This is a genomic window from Natronorubrum aibiense, assembly GCF_009392895.1.
In the GTDB taxonomy this organism is placed as follows: Archaea; Halobacteriota; Halobacteria; order Halobacteriales; family Natrialbaceae; genus Natronorubrum; species Natronorubrum aibiense.
Genome location: NZ_CP045488.1, coordinates 3,139,656 through 3,157,450, shown reverse-complemented (window position 1 = coordinate 3,157,450; position 17,795 = coordinate 3,139,656). Strand labels below are relative to the sequence as shown.

Annotated in this window: 15 protein-coding genes; 7 read left to right on the top strand and 8 right to left on the bottom strand. The window is 64.6% G+C overall.

The window, feature by feature from the left end:
* The first annotated feature begins 10 nt into the window (after positions 1-10).
* The 5 genes from GCU68_RS15630 to GCU68_RS15610 all read left to right on the top strand — a co-directional run bounded on the left by GCU68_RS15630 (position 11) and on the right by GCU68_RS15610 (position 4,228).
* The gene (locus GCU68_RS15630; RefSeq protein ID WP_152943156.1) at positions 11-340 is read left to right on the top strand and encodes a transcription factor S; all 330 of its coding nucleotides are present in this window, start codon (positions 11-13) and stop codon (positions 338-340) included.
* A gap of 70 nt (positions 341-410) precedes the next feature.
* Positions 411-1,697 (top strand): DNA polymerase IV, encoded by a 1,287-nt coding sequence (dinB, locus tag GCU68_RS15625; RefSeq protein WP_152943154.1) that lies wholly within the window; start codon positions 411-413, stop codon positions 1,695-1,697.
* Between the two features lie 65 nt (positions 1,698-1,762).
* Positions 1,763-3,121 carry a J domain-containing protein gene (locus GCU68_RS15620; protein ID WP_152943152.1) on the top strand — a complete coding sequence of 453 codons (1,359 nt, stop codon included), beginning with the start codon at positions 1,763-1,765 and terminating at the stop codon, positions 3,119-3,121.
* Between the two features lie 71 nt (positions 3,122-3,192).
* Positions 3,193-3,849, top strand: coding sequence for a helix-turn-helix domain-containing protein (locus tag GCU68_RS15615; RefSeq protein WP_152943150.1), 657 nt, complete (start codon positions 3,193-3,195; stop codon positions 3,847-3,849).
* Between the two features lie 76 nt (positions 3,850-3,925).
* Positions 3,926-4,228 (top strand): HalOD1 output domain-containing protein, encoded by a 303-nt coding sequence (locus GCU68_RS15610; protein ID WP_227014989.1) that lies wholly within the window; start codon positions 3,926-3,928, stop codon positions 4,226-4,228.
* A gap of 412 nt (positions 4,229-4,640) precedes the next feature.
* Here the strand turns inward: GCU68_RS15610 and GCU68_RS15600 are convergent, their stop codons facing one another.
* On the bottom strand, positions 4,641-5,504 hold the full coding sequence (locus tag GCU68_RS15600) for a COX15/CtaA family protein (RefSeq protein WP_152943146.1): 864 nt from the start codon (positions 5,502-5,504) through the stop codon (positions 4,641-4,643).
* A 154-nt stretch (positions 5,505-5,658) separates the two neighbouring features.
* Between GCU68_RS15600 and GCU68_RS15595 the strand changes: the two genes are divergently transcribed.
* Positions 5,659-6,789 carry a M24 family metallopeptidase gene (locus GCU68_RS15595; protein WP_152943144.1) on the top strand — a complete coding sequence of 377 codons (1,131 nt, stop codon included), beginning with the start codon at positions 5,659-5,661 and terminating at the stop codon, positions 6,787-6,789.
* A 308-nt stretch (positions 6,790-7,097) separates the two neighbouring features.
* Here the strand turns inward: GCU68_RS15595 and GCU68_RS15590 are convergent, their stop codons facing one another.
* The 6 genes from GCU68_RS15590 to GCU68_RS15565 form a co-directional block, all read right to left on the bottom strand.
* Positions 7,098-7,691 carry a helix-turn-helix domain-containing protein gene (locus GCU68_RS15590; RefSeq protein WP_152943142.1) on the bottom strand — a complete coding sequence of 198 codons (594 nt, stop codon included), beginning with the start codon at positions 7,689-7,691 and terminating at the stop codon, positions 7,098-7,100.
* Between the two features lie 103 nt (positions 7,692-7,794).
* On the bottom strand, positions 7,795-8,883 hold the full coding sequence (locus tag GCU68_RS15585) for a glutamate--cysteine ligase (RefSeq protein WP_152943141.1): 1,089 nt from the start codon (positions 8,881-8,883) through the stop codon (positions 7,795-7,797).
* A gap of 139 nt (positions 8,884-9,022) precedes the next feature.
* Positions 9,023-10,360, bottom strand: a complete 1,338-nt coding sequence (gene hcp, locus GCU68_RS15580; protein WP_152943139.1) for a hydroxylamine reductase — start codon at positions 10,358-10,360, stop codon at positions 9,023-9,025.
* Positions 10,361-10,543: 183 nt separating this feature from the next.
* Positions 10,544-12,133: a fatty acid--CoA ligase gene (locus GCU68_RS15575; protein ID WP_152943137.1), complete on the bottom strand. Its 1,590-nt coding sequence runs from the start codon at positions 12,131-12,133 to the stop codon at positions 10,544-10,546.
* A gap of 89 nt (positions 12,134-12,222) precedes the next feature.
* Positions 12,223-12,858, bottom strand: coding sequence for a fibrillarin-like rRNA/tRNA 2'-O-methyltransferase (locus GCU68_RS15570; protein ID WP_152943750.1), 636 nt, complete (start codon positions 12,856-12,858; stop codon positions 12,223-12,225).
* Positions 12,851-13,720 (bottom strand): NOP5/NOP56 family protein, encoded by an 870-nt coding sequence (locus GCU68_RS15565; protein WP_152943135.1) that lies wholly within the window; start codon positions 13,718-13,720, stop codon positions 12,851-12,853. The genes GCU68_RS15570 and GCU68_RS15565 overlap by 8 nt, the downstream gene beginning before the upstream one ends.
* Before the next feature lie 172 nt (positions 13,721-13,892).
* Between GCU68_RS15565 and trkA the strand changes: the two genes are divergently transcribed.
* A complete protein-coding gene (gene trkA, locus GCU68_RS15560; protein WP_152943133.1) occupies positions 13,893-15,227 on the top strand; it encodes a Trk system potassium transporter TrkA in 1,335 nt (444 codons plus the stop codon).
* 229 nt (positions 15,228-15,456) lie between these two features.
* Here trkA and GCU68_RS15555 read toward each other — a convergent pair whose 3' ends face one another.
* On the bottom strand, positions 15,457-17,757 hold the full coding sequence (locus GCU68_RS15555; protein ID WP_152943749.1) for an amino acid permease: 2,301 nt from the start codon (positions 17,755-17,757) through the stop codon (positions 15,457-15,459).
* Between the last annotated feature and the right edge of the window lie 38 nt (positions 17,758-17,795).

Here is a 17,795-nt window from a genome sequence, read left to right as displayed (position 1 = left end):
ACGGGCGGCTATGCAGTTTTGCGACGACTGCGGTTCGATGATGAAAGCCGAGGGCGACCGCATGGTCTGTACGAACGACGACTGTGGGGCCTCGAGCGAACGGGACCGTGAACAGGAAGACGCGTTCGTGACGACGGAGTCACAGACCGACGCCGACGTGATCGAGTCGGACGAGAACGCGAACTTCGAGGGCAAGCCGAAGGCGACCGACGTCGTCTGTGACGAGTGTGGCAATCAGGAAGCGTGGTACACACTCAAACAGACAGCCTCGGCGGACGAACCGCCGACGCGGTTTTTCAAGTGTACCGAATGTGGCAAACGCTGGCGCGGCTACAACTGAGCCACCGATCACCCCGCGGGCCGCCGGACGCAACGTTCACAACGGTCCACACGAACCGTTCAGTAGACGAATGTCGGAGGGACCGCGGCTTCCGGGAATCGAGGTGACGGACGACGACGAGCGGATCGTCTGTCACGTCGACGCCGACTGCTTCTATGCGTCCTGCGAGCGCCTTCGCGAGCCCGACCTCCGTGGCGAACCCGTCGTCGTCGGCATGGGCTACGAACCCGGCGAGACCGTCGGCGCCGTCGCCACCGCCAGCTACGAGGCCCGCGAGTTCGGCGTCGAAAGCGCACAAGCGATCTCAACGGCGCTCGAGCGCCTGCCCAGACGCGCAGCCATGACTCCCGAGGCCGACGACTACGATCCGGAGCTCACCCGCGAGGAAACCGGGTTCTACCGGCCCGTCGATCTAGATTACTACGAGTCGGTGGCCGAGGAGGTCCAGTCGATCCTCCACGACTGTGCCGACGTGGTTCGGGAGGTGAGCATCGACGAGGCCTACCTCGACGTGACCGACCGAACCGCCTGGGAGGTCGCCGACGGCTTCGCCCGCCACATCAAAGATCGAATTCGCCGGGAGGTCGGCGTGATCGTCAGCGTCGGCGTCGCGCCGACGATGAGCGCGGCCAAGATCGCCAGCGACTTCGAGAAACCCGACGGGCTGACGGTCGTCGAACCCGGCGAGGTACGGGACTTTCTCGCCCCGCTCGAGGTCGAGTTGCTCCACGGCGTCGGCCCCGTGACCGCCCGGGAGCTCAGGGAGATGGGCCTCGAAACGGCCGGCAACGTCGCCGCGGCCGATCCGGAGCCGCTGGTCGAACGCTTCGGCGAACGCGGCCAGGAGTTGCACGATCGCGCCCGCGGCGACGACGACCGTCGGGTCGAGCCGAAAGGCGAACCCAAGAGTTTCTCCCGCGAGTCCGCCTTCGCCGACCCGGTCTCCGAACCCGACCCGAAGTACGACCAGATCGAGACGCTCGCGGTGGCCGTCGCCGATCGCGCCCGACGCGAGGGCGCACTCTACCGAACCATCGGCGTCAAAGCCGTCACGCCGCCGTACGACGTCAACACCCGCGAGCGATCGTTGCCGGGGCCAGTCGACGATCCCGACCTCGTCGGCCGGATCGCTCGCGACCTCTTTACGGAGTTCGAGACCGAACCCGTCCGTAAACTCGGCGTTCGGGTGGCGAACCTCGAGTTCGCGGCGGCCGATCAGGCCAGCCTCGATAGCTGGGGCGGTGACGGCGACAGCCAGCGGACCGACGGTGGGGGCGGAGCCGACAGCGCCGCCGACGGGGCAGCAACCGATCGCCCCCACGCTGGCGGCCAGTTGTCGCTGACCGACTTCTCGTGAGAGCACTGTTATTATAACCCCCCCTCGAGTACAGTACAGCAGACGAGACACTCATCGAGGCTTATATGACCGAGGATTTCTACGATCTCCTGGAGATTCCGTCCAACGCATCACAGGACGAGATCAAAGACGCCTACCGCGAACAGGTCCGAGTCTACCACCCCGACCACAACGATGACGACCGGGCTCGAGCCCAGTTTACGGCCGTCAAGAAGGCTTATGACATCCTCGGTGATCCCGTCGAACGGAAGGCCTACGACCGCATGGGCCACACGGATTACGTCGCCAAGCGAACCAGCGGGCTCCCCTCGGCGGACGTCTGGCAGAGCAGTGACTCGAGTTCAAGCGACGAGTCGAAATCGGCAACGAGCAAGACGAACGACGCGGACGACGAGGCAGACGAGACGAGTTCCGGGACGACCTTTACCTACTCCTCGTCGTCCAGTTCCTCGGGTGCCGACGCTTCGAGCGCCAGCACCAGCAGTTCGAAGCGGTCGAAGGCGGCCTCTGCGGCAGGGGCAACAGGTGGAGCGACCTCGAGGACACAGACCGGTTCCGGGACCGGAACGGCCTCGAGGACGTCGACGGGAACGACCAGCAGCGGTGCGACCGGAACCGGAACGGCATCCGCTGGGACCAGCACGACACAGACCAACACCCACAACGGCGGGTCGACCAGCACCACAGCGAGCCACGGGACGGGCCGCTCCACGACCGAACCCAGCGGGACGGCATCGGACAGCGCCACCGGCAACCCGCTGACCCGGTGGTGGCGCAGACAGAACTTCTCGCTGCCGCTGATCTGGCTGTCCGTCTGTCTCTACGTCGCCGGTCTCGTCCACTACGGGCTCGAAAACGAAGCCGGCCTCGAGACGCTTGCGGCCGAGTTACAGGCGGTCGGGACCGATCCCGACGGACTCTGGACGGCGCTCTCGAGTAGCCGCTACGGCCTCGAGACGACGACCGCGTTTCTGGCTCGCGTCGAACTCGTTGCGCCGCCGCTCGAGACGCTTCAGTGGTACGCCGCGTTAGCGGGCGTCGTCGGCGTAACCGTCCTTGGACTGCTGGGCGCGCGTGTCGTCCGCGACGGGGAGACGTGGGGACCAGTGTCAATCGACGAAACGATCGTCGTCGCAGTCGTAGTGGCCGTTACGACGAGCCTCGTCGGCGGGCCGCTGCTGGCCGGCGCGGTCCTCATGCCCGTCCTGTTTACGGTGATCGTTCGCCACACCCGACGCGGACCGGGCTGGACGCCCTCGTATCTGTACGTTCTGCCCGTGCTGGCACCGGCTGTCGGCGTTGGGCTCGCGACCGCTGGGTACGCCACACTGCCGATCGATCTCCTTGCGTTCGTTATCTTCCCAATCGTCGGGGCACTGGGGCTACCGCTACGGGCGACGATCAGAAAGCGATTCGGCCGGTGAGAGTCGACGCCGACTGCACTGTCGCGACCGGCGTCGAAACTACCTTGCCGACGGAACTATATGAATCGTTCATGAGCTTCATCGCCGAGTATCGACTCTCGAATCCGATCATGCAAGAGACACGACGATCAGTTTCCGGAGTCGTACTCGAGGTCGAAGACGAGCAACCAGTCCCCGGCAACCAATCACGGATGATTTTTTGGGCGCGAGGAGCGGAAGCGGCTCTCGAACAGTTCTTTCGGGCGCTACCGGACGATCCGTCGATTACCGACTTCGAAATTCTCTCGACACTCTCCGAGCGCCGGCTCTTTCGCGTCACGCTGTCTTCCGAGGGCGAGCGGGGCCTCACGTACGTCGACGCGATAGAGTACGGGATTACGTTTCTCGATATTGAAACGGACGAACGCGAAACGAGATACCGCGCACAGGTTCCCAGCCGTAATGCACTGATGAACTACCGCGAACAGTGTCGAGAACGCGAGCTGTCGTTCGAACTTCAGCGACTCTATCGAAGCGAAGATACTGAGACGGCGAGATACGGACTGACCGACCGCCAACGGGACGCGTTGTGTCGGGCGCTGGAGCGGGGGTATTTCGAGGTACCACGCGACGTGTCGACCGAAGAGTTGGCCGACGAGTTCGAGATTACGAGTCAGGCGTTCTCTGCACTGCTTCGACGCGGTCACGAAGCGCTGTTGCGGAACACGATCGCCGACGGAACTACTTAAAACGTTGGCTAGCAAACCCGGAAGAACACCCGTCGACGCTTCATCAACAGTATCAATGGCAACGCATCAGCAATCGATGGGAGAGACCGTACGACAGGGGGAAGTCACCTACACTGCGTCGGACGATGAGACGCTGAGCGAGGCGGTCATCGCGGCGCTTCGAACAGCAGCGAGCAGTGCGTCGTCGGATCAGGGCGATGACGGGCAGGATATCGGCGTCCTCACGCCGCTATTCGAGACGGTCGATCCCGATGCGCTCAACTCGCTTTTCAGTTCGACCTACAGCGGTACGTCTCGAAACGGCACGATCACGTTCACCCACGACGGCTACGATGTGACCGCGACGGGTGACGGCCACGTTGTCGTCTCGAGCGAGTAACTGCGCTGAGAGTCTGTTTCTACGACGTCCGATCCGCTCAAACAGCGTTACCGATACCTGTCCGACAGCGTCAACGTCAGTCAACCGATAGACGAGAGTTCCGATCTGTTCGGCTGGCCCGTGACAGAAGACGGCCTCGAGACCCCATTCGCCGTGATAACCGTGACAGGTCGTATCGATCTCGGCCCGAAGGGCGCGTGAACGGGACTCGAGGCCTTCGGCTGCAGGTCCGGTCGAACTCGATCAGCATCTTCTCGGGAACGTTGAGGCTGGTTCACATGATGGAGCGCTTGCTCGGGGTAGAAAACAGTACAGTGGTCACGGCGATGTGGAGAGTGGCGTTGTGTGGCTACCGAAGCAGTGAGTAAAATCCGGTCCAACGACACGACCGCGTCCAGTGAATGGGCGCTGCTCAGCGACTTGGGGCGTTCCGGACGAGGGCGATACTGGCGACGAATGCCACGAACAACAGCGCGGCGACGGCGACGTAAAGCGAGTCGAGTGCGGGGTTGAACGTCATCACGGCCCGACGGCCGAGGAAGATCACGGCCACGGCGAGCGCTGTCGCCGCGCTCAACAGCGCGGTCAGACGGGTCGAATCGAAGCGGCGGCGACCGACCATCGCGGCGACGATGGCGGAGCCCAAGAGGCCGAGGGTGACGCCGTACTGGGCCATCTGCATAGACGGGCTGTAGGTGGTAATGTCGCCGATCACGAGCGGGCTGAGCGCCACGTGGAACGGCAGCATGATGGCACCGAAACTGAGCGCGGTCGTGACGTGTGTCGCGGTCAACTGCGGTGCCCAGACGAGGACGGTCGCCACGGTAAAGAGGACGAAGATGAGCACGGCTGTCCAGAAGTGCAGGGACAGGATGTCCATCGTATACTGCGTGACGGTTTCACGGCCGAGGGCGACCTGCACTGGCGTCAAGAGCATGCCGGCGACGACGAGCGCCGCGACGCGTCGGTCGACGTTTGGGAGTCGAACGGAGGCGATTGCCGAGCCGATGATGGCGAAGCCGGCGAACATCGCGACGAACCGGTGGAACCACTCGTAGAAACTCGGGAGGTTCGCCGGGAACAGGTTGAACGGGCCGGCATCACATTGGGGCCAGTTCGCCTCACAGGCCAGCCCCGACCCAGTCGCCTTCGCGGCGATACCAAGTAGGATGGTCGCCGCAACCACCACGAGCGTCGTCGCTATCAGGTGCGGAAAGCCGAACCGTTCGATCAGCGGACGGAGTACCGGACGGGAAGTGTGACTATCGGTCGACACGGGCGTTCAGCCGGGGGTTAGGACCACCTCTACTTAGGTTGCCCGAGTCGTTCTTACTCTGCAGGAATCGGCGTGCGCTGCGACAGTTACACCGGAATCGCTCGAGGAGGGACGCCATCGTCGGATTCAAGAGTCACCCACGCCAGCACCCGACATGAACAAACGCGAACGACTCGAGGCGTTCCTCGAGTCCGAGGAGTTCGATTCGGTCTGGTTCGCCCGGCCGAACGCCTTCGCCTGGCTGACCGGCGGCAACAACGTCGTCGACCGTGAGACGGATGCCGGCGTCGCCGCCGTCGGCTACGACGGGTCGACAATCAGCATCATCGCAGATAACATCGAAGCTGGCCGCATCGCCGCCGAAGAACTGCCGGATCTCGACGCCGAGACGGTTTCTGTCGACGAGTTTCCGTGGTACGCCGACTCGCTCGGCGAGGCAATCGCAGCCCGTGTCGCGGACGACGAGCGGGCGGCCGCCGACATCGAGATTCCCGGCCTCGAGCGCGTCGATCCGACGTCGCTTCGCCAGCCGCTGACCGACCGCGACCGCGAGCGCTACCGCACGCTCGGCCGCGAGACTGCCGCTGCAGTCGAGGCAGTCTGTCGAGAGCTCCAGTCCGAGGATACGGAACACGAAGTCGCCTCGGCACTGCGAGTCGCGCTCTCGGCGCGCGACATCGAAGCGCCCGTCGTCCTCGTCGGCGGCTCGGAACGCGCCCAGCAGTACCGACACTACACGCCGACGGAAGCCGAACTCGGCGACTACGCGCTCGTCTCCGTCACCGCCGAACGGGCCGGCCTCCACGCGAGCTGTACCCGGACCGTCGCCTTCGAGCCGCCGGCGTGGCTCGCAAAGCGCCACGAGGCTGCGGCCCGCGTCGAGACGACGGCGCTCGCGGCGACGCAGGCCGCAGCGAGTGCTGGTGGGACGGCTGGAGACGTCTTCTCGGCGATCCAGGAGGCGTACGACGCAGTCGGCTGGGACGGCGAGTGGGAACACCACCACCAGGGCGGTGCCGCTGGCTTCGCGGGCCGGGAGTGGATCGCGACGCCCGACCACGACGCGACGGTGACCGCACCGATGGCCTACGCGTGGAACCCGACCGTCGAAGGTGCGAAAAGCGAAGACACGGTTCTGGTCGCGACCGGCAGCGACGAGGACGCCGTCGACGCGGCGTCGATCGAACCGCTCACGGCGACGGACAACTGGCCGACGACGACCGTACAGGCCGTCAATCACGACCTCGAACTCGAGCGACCGGCCGTGCTCGGCCTCGAGGACTGAGACCGGCGGCGATCAGCTGCGCAGGCGTCTCGAACACGGCTATCGCGTTCTACGGGCTGACTCGACCGGCGAGCCGACGGGCCGGGCAGCGACAGTTCGCTGATGACGAAACCGTCAGTGCGGTGCAAACAAGTCGACGACAGTAAGAGCAGAGGTAGTATCGACGAGTCATACGGCCTGCTGTACCGATGTACCGCGATCACCAGCGGCGGGGTCGGAGATCGGCGGTCCGTGACGACAGCAGGCAGTATCAGTGCGACGCCACCGAGAGACGAACACGGCGGACAGCGGCCAGGGCGTGGCGACGGCTACCGATCGTCGTCCGTCCTCGACGCGTCGGTGTCGTCGCTCTCGTCGGCCGGCTCGGTCGGGGCGGTCTCGTTGACGGTGATCGTGACGGGCTCAGACCCTTCCTCGAGGCTCGCTTCGGACTCGGTGTGGCGATCGAGCGTAAAGATCGTGTTCAGCTCTCGCTGGACCTGATCGACGACGCCGCCGACGAGTTCGCTCGGCTGGATAGCGGTGTACTCGTAGGGATTGTTGCCTGCGCCCTCGCTCGCGCGCTTTTCCCGTGTCACACGGTCTTCGTCGTGGAGTTCCGCGAGCGCTTCACGAACCGTGCTCGGATAGAGGCCGGTCCCTTTCGCGACCTCCTCCGAGGTGCTGCCGGGATGGGCAAGCAAGTGGACGTAGATCTTCGCCCGCGTTTCCGTATCGAGGATCCACGAGAGCAGGTCGACGATGCGCTGGTCGACCTCCTCGACGGCGGTCGTGCGAACGCCGTCGCTCTCCGCCTCGAAGACCTCGCTTTCCGTTCGTTCGAGTGCGTCGTCGGGGTCGTCTCGCAGTCGGTCCCCACTCCCGTCGTCCACCTGGTGCTCGTCGGTGTCGTCCGTAGCCATAGTGTCCTCTGGTGGGGGACAAGGGTTCGCACGGAAGTAAAGCTTTGCAGGCCACCTTACGGCGTCCTGAAACGCGTCTGGTCGGAACGGATAGACGTCGGCGTTATTCAGTACCGAGCAGCAGCGACTCACAGAGCGCGTCGGGGCCGTCTTCCTCGAGCAGTCGGCGCTGGCGAGTCGCCCCGCTTTCGCGCTCGTAGACGCGTTTGATGCCGTCGATTCCCAGCCGTTCACACTCTCGATCGACGAGTTCGCCGAGGTCGATCGTGCCCTCCATCTCTCGGTCGATGAAGCTGACGTCGTGGCCGTGGCGGATCGCTCGCCACTTGTTCTCGTCGAGGAGTTCGCGGCGGTGGATCGGGCCGTAGCCCGACGCGCCGTCGTCGTAGTCCTCAGCGAGCGCGTCGACCAGCGCGTGGGCGTACTCGACGAATGCGAGGACGACGTCGGGGTCTGCCTGCCCGTCCGGCGTCCGCAGTTCGACGGTGCCGTGGGCCGTGTGCGGCCGGACGTCGTACCAGAGTTCGCCCCGATCTTCGATCGCGTCGGTCTCGAGCATCCGGCGCTCGAACCGGTCGAACGCGTCGTAGTCCTCGAAGTAGGTTGGCATCCCCGTGTTCGGCAGCCCCTCGAAGATCTTCGCGCGTGCGGACTGGAGTCCGGTGTCGAACCCGTTCCAGTACGGCGAGTTCGCCGACAGCGCGAGCATGATCGGGACGTACCACCGCAGTTCGTTGGCGATCCAGACCGCCTTGTCGGCGTCGTCGACGCCGACGTGGATGTGGACGCCAGCGGTCGTGTTCCGGTGTTGTGGATACTGGATGCGATCGAGTTGTGACCGATAGCGGGGCTTTTCGGCGTGCTCGAGTTCGCGCCACTTCGCCAGCGGATGCAGGCCGGCGGCGGCGATCTGGTAGCCGTGTGCGGTGGCGTGATCGACGAGCGCCCGGCGAATTTCGAGTAACGCTTCGCGGGCGTCGGTCGGGTCCTCGATCAGCGGCGTCTGGGTCTCGATGACGAACTTGAACAGTTCGTGATCGAGTTTCCCCTCGAGGAGTTCCGGTGGGTCGTGTTCGTAGACGAGGTCGTCGGTGCCACTCGTCGGACGACCGTCGTCGTCGACGACGAAACACTCCTCTTCGATCCCCAGTGTGCCCATGCGCGTAAACGATTCCCGGGACCCGCGTTCCATCGTCTCCCGTTTTCGGCCGCGGTGATAAATACCGTTTGGACTCGGCAGGACGACAGTGTCGGTCGCAGGCAGGGTCTCGCGACGGCGGGTTGGGGTGAGAACCCAGTGATGGCTGCCCGTCGACCCAGCCGAAACCAGTTCAGTCGTCGGCCGGTCGCGCTTCCGCCGAGGCTGCGGGCAGGGGCTCGCCGAGCATCTCCCGGAGGTCGGCTTCGGGGTCGCCGATCGGCTGGAGGCCGAACTCGGCGTTGAGCAACTCGACGATCTCGGGCGTGAGGAAGTCGGGTACCGTCGGGCCGAGCCGAATGTCCTCGACGCCGAGACTGAGCAGGCCAAGTAAGACGGCGATCGCCTTCTGCTCGAACCACGAAAGGACGACTGACAACGGCAGGTCGTTGACGCCACAGTCGAACGCGTCGGCGAGTTCGGCCGCGATCTCGACCGTCGAAATCGAGTTGTTACACTGCCCGAGGTCGATGTAGCGCGGAATGTCGGTGCCGGGGACGGTTCCCATCTCGAGGTCGTTGAACCGGAACTTGCCACAGGATGTGGTGAGGACGACGCAGTCGTCGGGGATCATCGACACGAGTTCGCGGTAGTAGTTCCGCCCCGGAGTTGGACCATCACAGCCGGCGACGACGAAGAACCGGCGCAGTTTTCCGGATTCGACGGCGTCGACGATCTCGTCGAGCTGGTCGAGCACCGGTTCGTGGTGGTAGCCCGTCGTCACGGTGCCGTCCTGTTCCCAGTCAGCCTCGGGTAGGGATTTCGCTGTCTCGATCACCGGCTCGAAGTCGTAGCCGTCGATCGACTCGACGTCCTCGAGGCCGGCGAGGCCGGTCGTAAAGAACCGATCGCGGTACTCCTCTCGCGGTGGCTGGACGCAGTTCGTCGTGCCGACGATCGCGCCGGGGAAGTCCGCAAAGAGGATGCGCTGGTCGTGCCACGCTCCGCCGACGTTACCTTTCAGGCTGTCGAATTTCGCGAGTTCGGGGTAGCCGTGGGCGGGCAGCATCTCCGAATGCGTGTAGACGTTGATCTGTTCGTCTTCGTCCTCGAGTTGTTCTAGCAGCCGTTTGAGTCCGTACAGGTCGTGACCCGTAATCAGGATCGACTTCCCCTCGACGTTGTTCTGTGGGACCTCGGCGGGTTCGGGGACGCCGAGTTCCTGCGTGTGGGCCTCGTCTAGCAGTTCCATCACGTCGACGGCGGCGTCGCCGGCGCGCATCGCGAGGTCGACGTGGTCGTCCATGCTGAAGTTGACGTTCGTCAGCGTCGAGTACAGCGCCTCGTGGACGAAGCCGTCGACGTCAGCGTCGCGATAGCCCATGTCTCGAGCGTGGGTCGCGTACGCGGAGATTCCTTTGAGCCCGTATATGACCAGTTCCTGCAGGCCGTTGAGATCGGGCTCCTTTCCGCAGACGCCAACGGTCGTACAGCCGCCCTTGGGGGTCTGCTCACACTGATTGCAGTTCATACGCGATGGGTCGACCGAGACCTGAATAAGTAGTGAGTGGAATTCCCGCCGCGCCGAAACACGGGGGAAGACGTTCGTACGAGGGTTTATAAGGGCCCGGCGATCGACGCCCGATCAGCCAGCCGCCCCGGACCACGCACGCTCGGAACGCGACCTCGTCGGCCGCCGCACCGTCAACCGCGGTCAGGACGTGATCGGCTCGGCGTCGGGGTCGATGGCCGCCTCGTCCTCGCGGAGCTTGAACTTCTGGATCTTCCCGCTAGGATTCTTTGGGAGGTCGTCGACGAAATAGTACGCTCGCGGGCGCTTGAAATAGGCGAGTTGGTCGCTCTCGAGGGCGAACGCGTCGAGTTCGTCAGCGGAGACGTCGTCACCGACGACGTACGCGACGACCCGCTCGCCCCACTCGTCGTCCGGTTCGCCGACGACAGCCGCTTCCGCGACTGCCTCGTGGGTGAACAGGACGTCTTCGACTTCGGTCGGGTAGATGTTCTCGCCGCCGGAGACGATCATGTCGTCTTTTCGGTCGACGACGTAGAGGTAGCCGTCGTCGTCGCGATAGCCCAGATCGCCGGTGTAGTACCACGTCGTCCCGTCGGCCTCGCGCAGCGATCTCTCGGTTGCCTCCGGGCGGTTCCAGTACTCGCGCATCACGCACGGACTCGAGATGAGGATCTCGCCGACTTCACCCGCATCGACCTCCTGATCCGGGTCTTCGTCGGGTTCGACGATCCGCAGCCGGTGGTTGAGCGCGGGCAGGCCGGCCGATCCCTGCTTTGGCAGCTGGTCGTCCGGCGACTGGAAGACGCCAGCGGGGCCGATCTCGGTCATCCCGTAGGCCTGTACATAGTCTTCACAGAGCTGTTCCCGGCAGTTCTCGAGGACCTGCTCGGGCATCGGAGCCGCGCCGTAGAGGCCAAGTCGAAGCGACGAGACGTCGACGTCCGTCTCCGCGGTGGTCATCGAGAGGGCGTTCCAGGCCGTCGGCGCGGCAAAGAGAATCGTCAAGTCGTAGTCGTCGATCGCCTCGAGCGCGGCCGCCGGCTCGAACTCGTGGTGGATGACGGTTGCCGCGCCGCGGTGAACCCGCGGGAACAGGTTGCAGTGAAGCTCCGCGCAGTGATACAGCGGCATCATCGACAGTCCCACGTCGTCGCGGGTGAGGTCCATCTCCGCGATACACAGGAGATTGTGCTCGACCATGTCGCGGTGCTCGTGGACGACGCCCTTCGGCCGGCCCGTCGTCCCCGAGGTGTAAATGAAGGCGTACACGTCGTCTTCCTCGACGCGACCGTCGGGTCGGTCGGCCGACGCCGACTCGAGGAGCGTGTAGAACCCGTGGGCGTCGTCGGGACACTCCTCGCGGTCGTCGTCGATAAAGACGTAATCGTCGACTGTGAGGGCCGGCCGCGCGCCCTCGACCGCCTCTTGCGTCGCGGATTCGAACAGGACCAATTTGGCGTCGGCATCGGAGACGATGTATTCGATCTCACCCGCCGGCAGCCGGAAGTTCAGCGGCGTGAAGACGGCGCCGATCTTCGCACAGGCGTAGACGGTCAGCGCCATCTCCGAGCCGTTGTGCAAGACGGTGGCGACCCGGTCGCCTTTTTCGATGCCGACCTCGAGCAACGCGTTGGCCAGTCGGTTGACGCGCTCGTCGAACTCGGCGTAGGTCCAGCGCTGGTCCTTGCGCGGGTAGATGATCGCATCACGGTCGGGGTAGCGATCGACCGTCTGCTCGAGCGTATCGCCGATTGTGGGGTGTGCTGACATACCAATCCGTGGTACGACGAACCCCCATATAGTTGTTATCCGACACGAGACGCCGGTTCGGCGAGCAATAGCGCCGCGAAAAAAGTCGGTTATCGCGGTCGAGCGACGATGCCGAGGTGGTCCGTGTGGTAGGCCTCGAGTCGCTGCGTCTCGAGGATTTCGTAGCCGTCCTCAAGTGCTGCCTGCACGTCTTCGAAGACGGCCGCCGGATCGCGCGTGACGTCTTCGCTTCTGGCCTTCACAGCCAACAGGAGTCGCCCGTCGTCGGCGAGAAACTGCGCGTTCTCGAGGGCGACGCGGGCCTGCCCGCGCGTGGCGACGTCCTGAACGATGACGTCGACGTCCGACTCGACGACGTGTGCGTAGGTCTCCGGTTTCCGGGCGTCTTTGAGTAGCGGGAACAGCCGCGGGCGGGTCTCGGCGGCTTCGAGGAGGTCTCGGGCTGGCCGTGGCGCGAACTCGACAGCATACGTCGGGCCGGCGAAGTCGGCGACGTGGCTCACTGTCGTGCCGCTGGCCGCGCCGAGATAGAGCACCGTCTCGCCGCCCTCGAGGCCGGTGTCCATCTCGAGGTCGAACATCGCGCCCAGTTTGGACCGGTTCGGGTTCCACGCGCGCCACTCGCCGTCGATCGGCTCGCCGTAGACTGGTTCGCCACGGGTCGCGAGTCGCTCGGTGCCGTCGAACTGGCGGCGCTCGACGCCGTCAGGAAGCACATCACTCATCGTCATCACCGCCGTTGTCGTCGGTTCGGGCGTGAATCGTCGCGATTCGCTCCTCGAGTTCCGCCTCGAGGTCGGGCTTTCGCTCGCCCGAGTAGTGGTCGACGCGGGCGGCGATGGCGAGTTTGCCGGCCACCGCGCGTGCGGCCGAGCCCCGTTCGTCGGGGTGGGTGCCCCGAACCGCATCGTGGGTGTAGATGATCCCGTGTTTGGGCGAGGGGGCGTGTCCGCGCAGGTGGGCGAAGAGGGCGTCCTCGGCTCCGAGGACCTGCACCGTGCCGCTCGGTTTCTTCGCCAGCGACTCGAGTCCGCCGGCGAGCGAGATCAGCCGCGCCGCGAGCACGGGACCGGCGAGCGCCGCGAGGTTCGGCGCGACGACCGGCGTCTGTCGCTCGACGTACGTCTGCAGGGCGTCGGCCTCGTCTGCAAGCGACGCGACGCGTTCGGCGAGCGAGACGAGCGGTTCCTGCCCGGGCTCGAGGTCGCCTCGGGCCACGAGGTCACGGGCGTAGTCGACGCCCGTCCCGGCGTCGGGGTCGACGGTGCCGGCCCACTCGGCGAGGCGTTCGGCGAGTTCGTTTGCCGTCCGCGTACAGTCGTCCATCGCCCGCACCGCGTGGACGAGCTGGCGGTCGTCGGCCGCCTCGCGTTCGGTTACCGCTCGTCGGGTCGCGTCGGTGGTCGCCGCACGAAGCGCGTCGTAGTACTCGTCCTCGTCGGCGGCGAAATCCGACTCGACCGCGAGCGTCGGCCAGTCTCGCGGCTCGTCGGCCGATCCCTCTCGGATCGCCGTCGTGGCCGACTCGAGGTCGTCGGCGTCGACACCCGCGAACCAGCCGTCGTCCGCGGCGGTGTTGTCTGTCATACGTACCCTTTGGTGGCCCGGCTCGTATATGCGTTCTCGAAACCGGCGACGGCCCGTCACGTGGGGTCAGCCGGCGAGGACACGGATCGGATGGCCGTCGTTCGTCGTAACGCCTTTCGCCTTGCCACAGAAACCCGTACACAAGAATGTCCTTGCGGAGGACGGAGTAACAATGTATGTACTAATCGTCGGCGCGGGCGAAGTCGGCCGATCGATCGCGGCGAACCTCGAGCGATCACACGATGTCGCCGTCGTCGAGCGCGATCCGGAACTCGCCGAGGAGATCACCTACTCGTACGACGTGCTCTCGGTACAGGGCGACGGCACGGAACTCGAGACGCTTCGCGAGGCAGGCCTCGAGAAGGCAGATCTGGTTGTTGCATCGACCGATAGCGACGAGACGAACATCGTCATCTGTGGCACGGCGAAAACCGCGAGCGACGCGTTCACAATCGCGCGCGTCCGTCGGCGCACGCTGTTGAACACGTGGGAGGGCTCCGAGGACGCCTTCGGCGTGGACTTTATGGTCTGTACCGATCTGCTGGTCGCCCAGACGGTGTTCCGGATCTCCGGGTTTCCGCGAGCACAGGACGTCGAGATGTTCGCCGGCGGCCTCGTCAGGATGGCCGAGTTCGATATCGGGCCGGAGAGTCCACTGATCGACAAGCGTGTCGCTGACGCCGACCAGTACGATTCGATGACGTTCGCCGGTGTCTTCCGGAACGACGAGATGATCGTCGCCAGCGGCGAGACCGTCTTTCAGCCCGGCGATCGAATCGTCGTCATCGGCAGTCCGAGTTCGGTCAAGGAGTTCGCAATGGCGACCGTCTGCGATACGACCTCGAGTACGGACGACGTGGTCATCGTCGGCGGCAGCGAGATCGGCTTCCAGACCGCCCGGGAGTTCGAAGCCCACGGCTTCGAGCCGCGACTCATCGAACGCGACCACGACCGCGCTCGCGAGATTGCCGAGGCGCTTCCCAACACGTTCGTCATGGAAAGCGACGCGACCGACACGGAGTTCCTCTTGCGCGAACACATCGACGAGGCCGACATCGTCGTCGCTGCTCTCGACAACGACGAAAAGAACCTCCTCGTCTCCCTGCTCGCCGGCCGAGCCGGCGTCGACCGCACGGTCGCAATCATCGAGAACACGGAGTATACAGACCTCTTCGAGACGGTCGGGATCGACGTCGCGATCAACCCGCGCGAGGAGACGGCCGAGGAGATCGTCCGCTTTACTCGGACGGATCAGACCGAGAAAATCGCGATGTTAGAACACGACCGCGCCGAGGTCATCGAGGTCGAGCTGGGCCACGAGAGCGCCCTGACGGGGCGCAAGATCGAGGACTCGATGCGAGACCTGCCCGACTGTGTCGTCATCGGAGCCATCTCCCGACAGGGCGAACTCATTACGCCCCGCGGGACGACGGTGCCGAAACCCGGCGACCACGTCGTGTTGTTCGTCGATGCGACTGTCCTCGATGACGTCTCGAGCATGCTCTGAGTCTCCGAACCCGATCGGCAATCGCGTTCGCGCCGCTTTTATATCGTCTCGAGCGTCGAACTCGCACAGTCGGCGGCGTGTCGCCGTCCAACAGCCGTCACACTCGAGTCGAGGTCCACCCCACGATCGGGACTGAAGACGCGGAGCGAAAAATCGGCGGAAACGTGCCGGGAGGCATAGATCGCCTAACACCGACACGGTCACTCGTCGACAGCGTGGTTCGTGGTGTCTACAGCTCTGTTTCGGGGTCGGGTGTCGACGGGTTCGGCGTTACGCCAGTCTCACTGTCGGTTTCAGTATCACTGTCCGTGCCGAAGAGTCGTTCGCGGATGCTCCGCTCGTGTCGCTTTTCGGCGAGCAGCACCGAACAGTCGACGTCCTCCAAGACGTCGAGTACGAGCGATCCGCGGACGACCCGCGAAAGGAGACCTTTCTCCGTCGCACCGATGACCAGCAACGTCGCGTCCGTAGCTGCCTCGGCGATGTTGGTCTGGACGTCGCCCGTTTCGACGCTGAGTTTTGCATCCGACAGGTCGTGGTCGTCGGCCCACGACTCGAGAAACGCCGTTCCGCGGTCGCGGTCCTCGGCGACGTGTAGCAACGTCACGGTCGCGTCGTACTGGTCGCGCAGGGAGCGAGCGACGGCGGCAGCGAGGTCGGAATCGGGCCCACCCGCAGTCGGGAGCAGAATGCGAGACGGATCGAAGCCGCGATCGCGAAACACCAGGAAGTCACACGGCAGCGATTGGGCGAGTTCGTCCATCGTCGTTTCGACGCGTCCCGACGACCGCTGGGAGTTCGGCCCCCAGCCCATGACACAGACGTCGACGCCGTATCGCTTCGCGGCGTCGAACACCTCTTCGATTCCCCGGTGAGAGAGCACCGCGTGCGTCTCCACGTCGACGCCGTACGTTTCGGCGTCGGTCTGTGCCTGCTCTAAGAGATGGGCGGCCGCCTCGTGTTCGTTCTGCTCTCGAGCGGCCCGGAGTGAGGTCTGGTCGGGCACCTGTTCGATGTTGACGGCGACGACCGTTCCGTCGTGTTGATCGGCGATGGCCGAGCCGAGCGTGATTAGGTGTTTTTCGTGGGCAGGATTCGCGAGCGGCACCATCACCCGGTAGTCGCCGCCCTCAGGCTGGACGGACGTCGTCGCCGACACCGCCGCGTCGGGCAGCGTTTCGGATCGCTCGAGGACGTAGTTCGCCAGCACGCCCGAAGATTCGATCTCCGAGCGGGCGTAGCCGAGATACCAGATGACGCCGAAGAGCACGAAGGCCATCGAGAGCAGGATGACGATCGGTTCGATGAACGCGATCAGCGCGAAAGAAAGGATCGCACCCAGAATCGGCGTGATGGGGTAGAACGGCACCTCGAAGTCGGGATCGTAACTCTCGGGGTCGACCTCGCGGAAGATGATCAGCGCGACGTTCAACAGGCTATACACGATGAGATGGAGGACGCTGCCGGCGGTCGCCAGCATCTCGAGGTTGCCAAACGCGATGAACAGGAGGATAAACGCACCCGTGATCGCGATCGCCCGGTAGGGTGTCGCAAAACGTGGGTGAATCTCGTTGATCGACGGCGAGATGAGCTTGTCCCGCCCCATGGCGAAGTTGATTCGGGACGACGCGAGGATCGATGCATTGGCCGACGACGCGGTCGCGAGCAGGCCGCCGAGCAGCAATGCCACAGCGCCCGCGGGGCCGATCAACATCCGGGCGACGTCGACGACGGCGGTTTCGTTGTTGGCAACCACGTCGGTTTCGACTGCCGCGAGGACTGCGAGGAGAATCAGCGCGTACATCACAGTGACGATCACGACGCTGCCGATGACCGCGCGCGGGAGGTTCTTCCCCGGTTCCTGGATCTCTTCGGCAACGGAGGTGATCTGGACGAAACCGAGGAAGGAGACGAATACGAGTCCCGTCACCGGCAGCAGAGGTGCCCAGCCGAAGGGGTCGATCGGGCGGAGCGTTTCCAGATCGGCGTTGAACAGCCCGAACAACGTAAAGACAGCCAGAATCCCCATGAGAACGATGACGATGATGTTCTGGAGCCGCCCCGTCTCTTTCGCCCCGACGTAGTTCACCGCGATGAAAAAGGCAGCCCCGATCAAGCCGATGATCTGGGCTGGCTCGAGGGTAATAAAACCGAGCGACAGCCCCGAGACACTCACGAACTGATTGACGTACTCGCCGAAGCCGTACATATAAAACGACGATGCAAATGCGAGCCCCATCCAGTTACCCCAGCCGGCGATGGAGCCAAACAGCGGTCCGAGTCCCTGATTGATGTAGTAGTAGGCACCGCCCGAAACAGGCATCGCCGTCCCGAGTTCGGACGCGGAAAGCGCCGTCAGCAAGGCGAGACCGCCGCCGATGACGAACGCCAGCGCCGCGAGCGGACCCAGTTGTGCCACAGCGGGACCGGGCAACACGAAGATGCCGGCCCCGATCATCGTCCCCACGCCGATCGTCAGTGCGGCGAGAGGGCCGAGGTCCTTGGCAAGTTCCTCGTCGCTTCCCGTCATCGTCCCCCCCTCCTCGTTCGTTCGATCGAACACGCCAG

Bases quoted from the DNA above. Each gene is read 5' to 3' on its own strand.
- GCU68_RS15630 (WP_152943156.1), top strand. From the start codon at position 11: ATGCAGTTTTGCGACGACTGCGGTTCGATGATGAAAGCCGAGGGCGAC.
- dinB (WP_152943154.1), top strand. From the start codon at position 411: ATGTCGGAGGGACCGCGGCTTCCGGGAATCGAGGTGACGGACGACGAC.
- GCU68_RS15620 (WP_152943152.1), top strand. From the start codon at position 1,763: ATGACCGAGGATTTCTACGATCTCCTGGAGATTCCGTCCAACGCATCA.
- GCU68_RS15615 (WP_152943150.1), top strand. From the start codon at position 3,193: ATGAGCTTCATCGCCGAGTATCGACTCTCGAATCCGATCATGCAAGAG.
- GCU68_RS15610 (WP_227014989.1), top strand. From the start codon at position 3,926: ATGGGAGAGACCGTACGACAGGGGGAAGTCACCTACACTGCGTCGGAC.
- GCU68_RS15595 (WP_152943144.1), top strand. From the start codon at position 5,659: ATGAACAAACGCGAACGACTCGAGGCGTTCCTCGAGTCCGAGGAGTTC.
- GCU68_RS15590 (WP_152943142.1), bottom strand. From the start codon at position 7,691: ATGGCTACGGACGACACCGACGAGCACCAGGTGGACGACGGGAGTGGG.
- GCU68_RS15585 (WP_152943141.1), bottom strand. From the start codon at position 8,883: ATGGAACGCGGGTCCCGGGAATCGTTTACGCGCATGGGCACACTGGGG.
- hcp (WP_152943139.1), bottom strand. From the start codon at position 10,360: ATGAACTGCAATCAGTGTGAGCAGACCCCCAAGGGCGGCTGTACGACC.
- GCU68_RS15575 (WP_152943137.1), bottom strand. From the start codon at position 12,133: ATGTCAGCACACCCCACAATCGGCGATACGCTCGAGCAGACGGTCGAT.
- GCU68_RS15570 (WP_152943750.1), bottom strand. From the start codon at position 12,858: ATGAGTGATGTGCTTCCTGACGGCGTCGAGCGCCGCCAGTTCGACGGC.
- GCU68_RS15565 (WP_152943135.1), bottom strand. From the start codon at position 13,720: ATGACAGACAACACCGCCGCGGACGACGGCTGGTTCGCGGGTGTCGAC.
- trkA (WP_152943133.1), top strand. From the start codon at position 13,893: ATGTATGTACTAATCGTCGGCGCGGGCGAAGTCGGCCGATCGATCGCG.
- GCU68_RS15555 (WP_152943749.1), bottom strand. From the start codon at position 17,757: ATGACGGGAAGCGACGAGGAACTTGCCAAGGACCTCGGCCCTCTCGCC.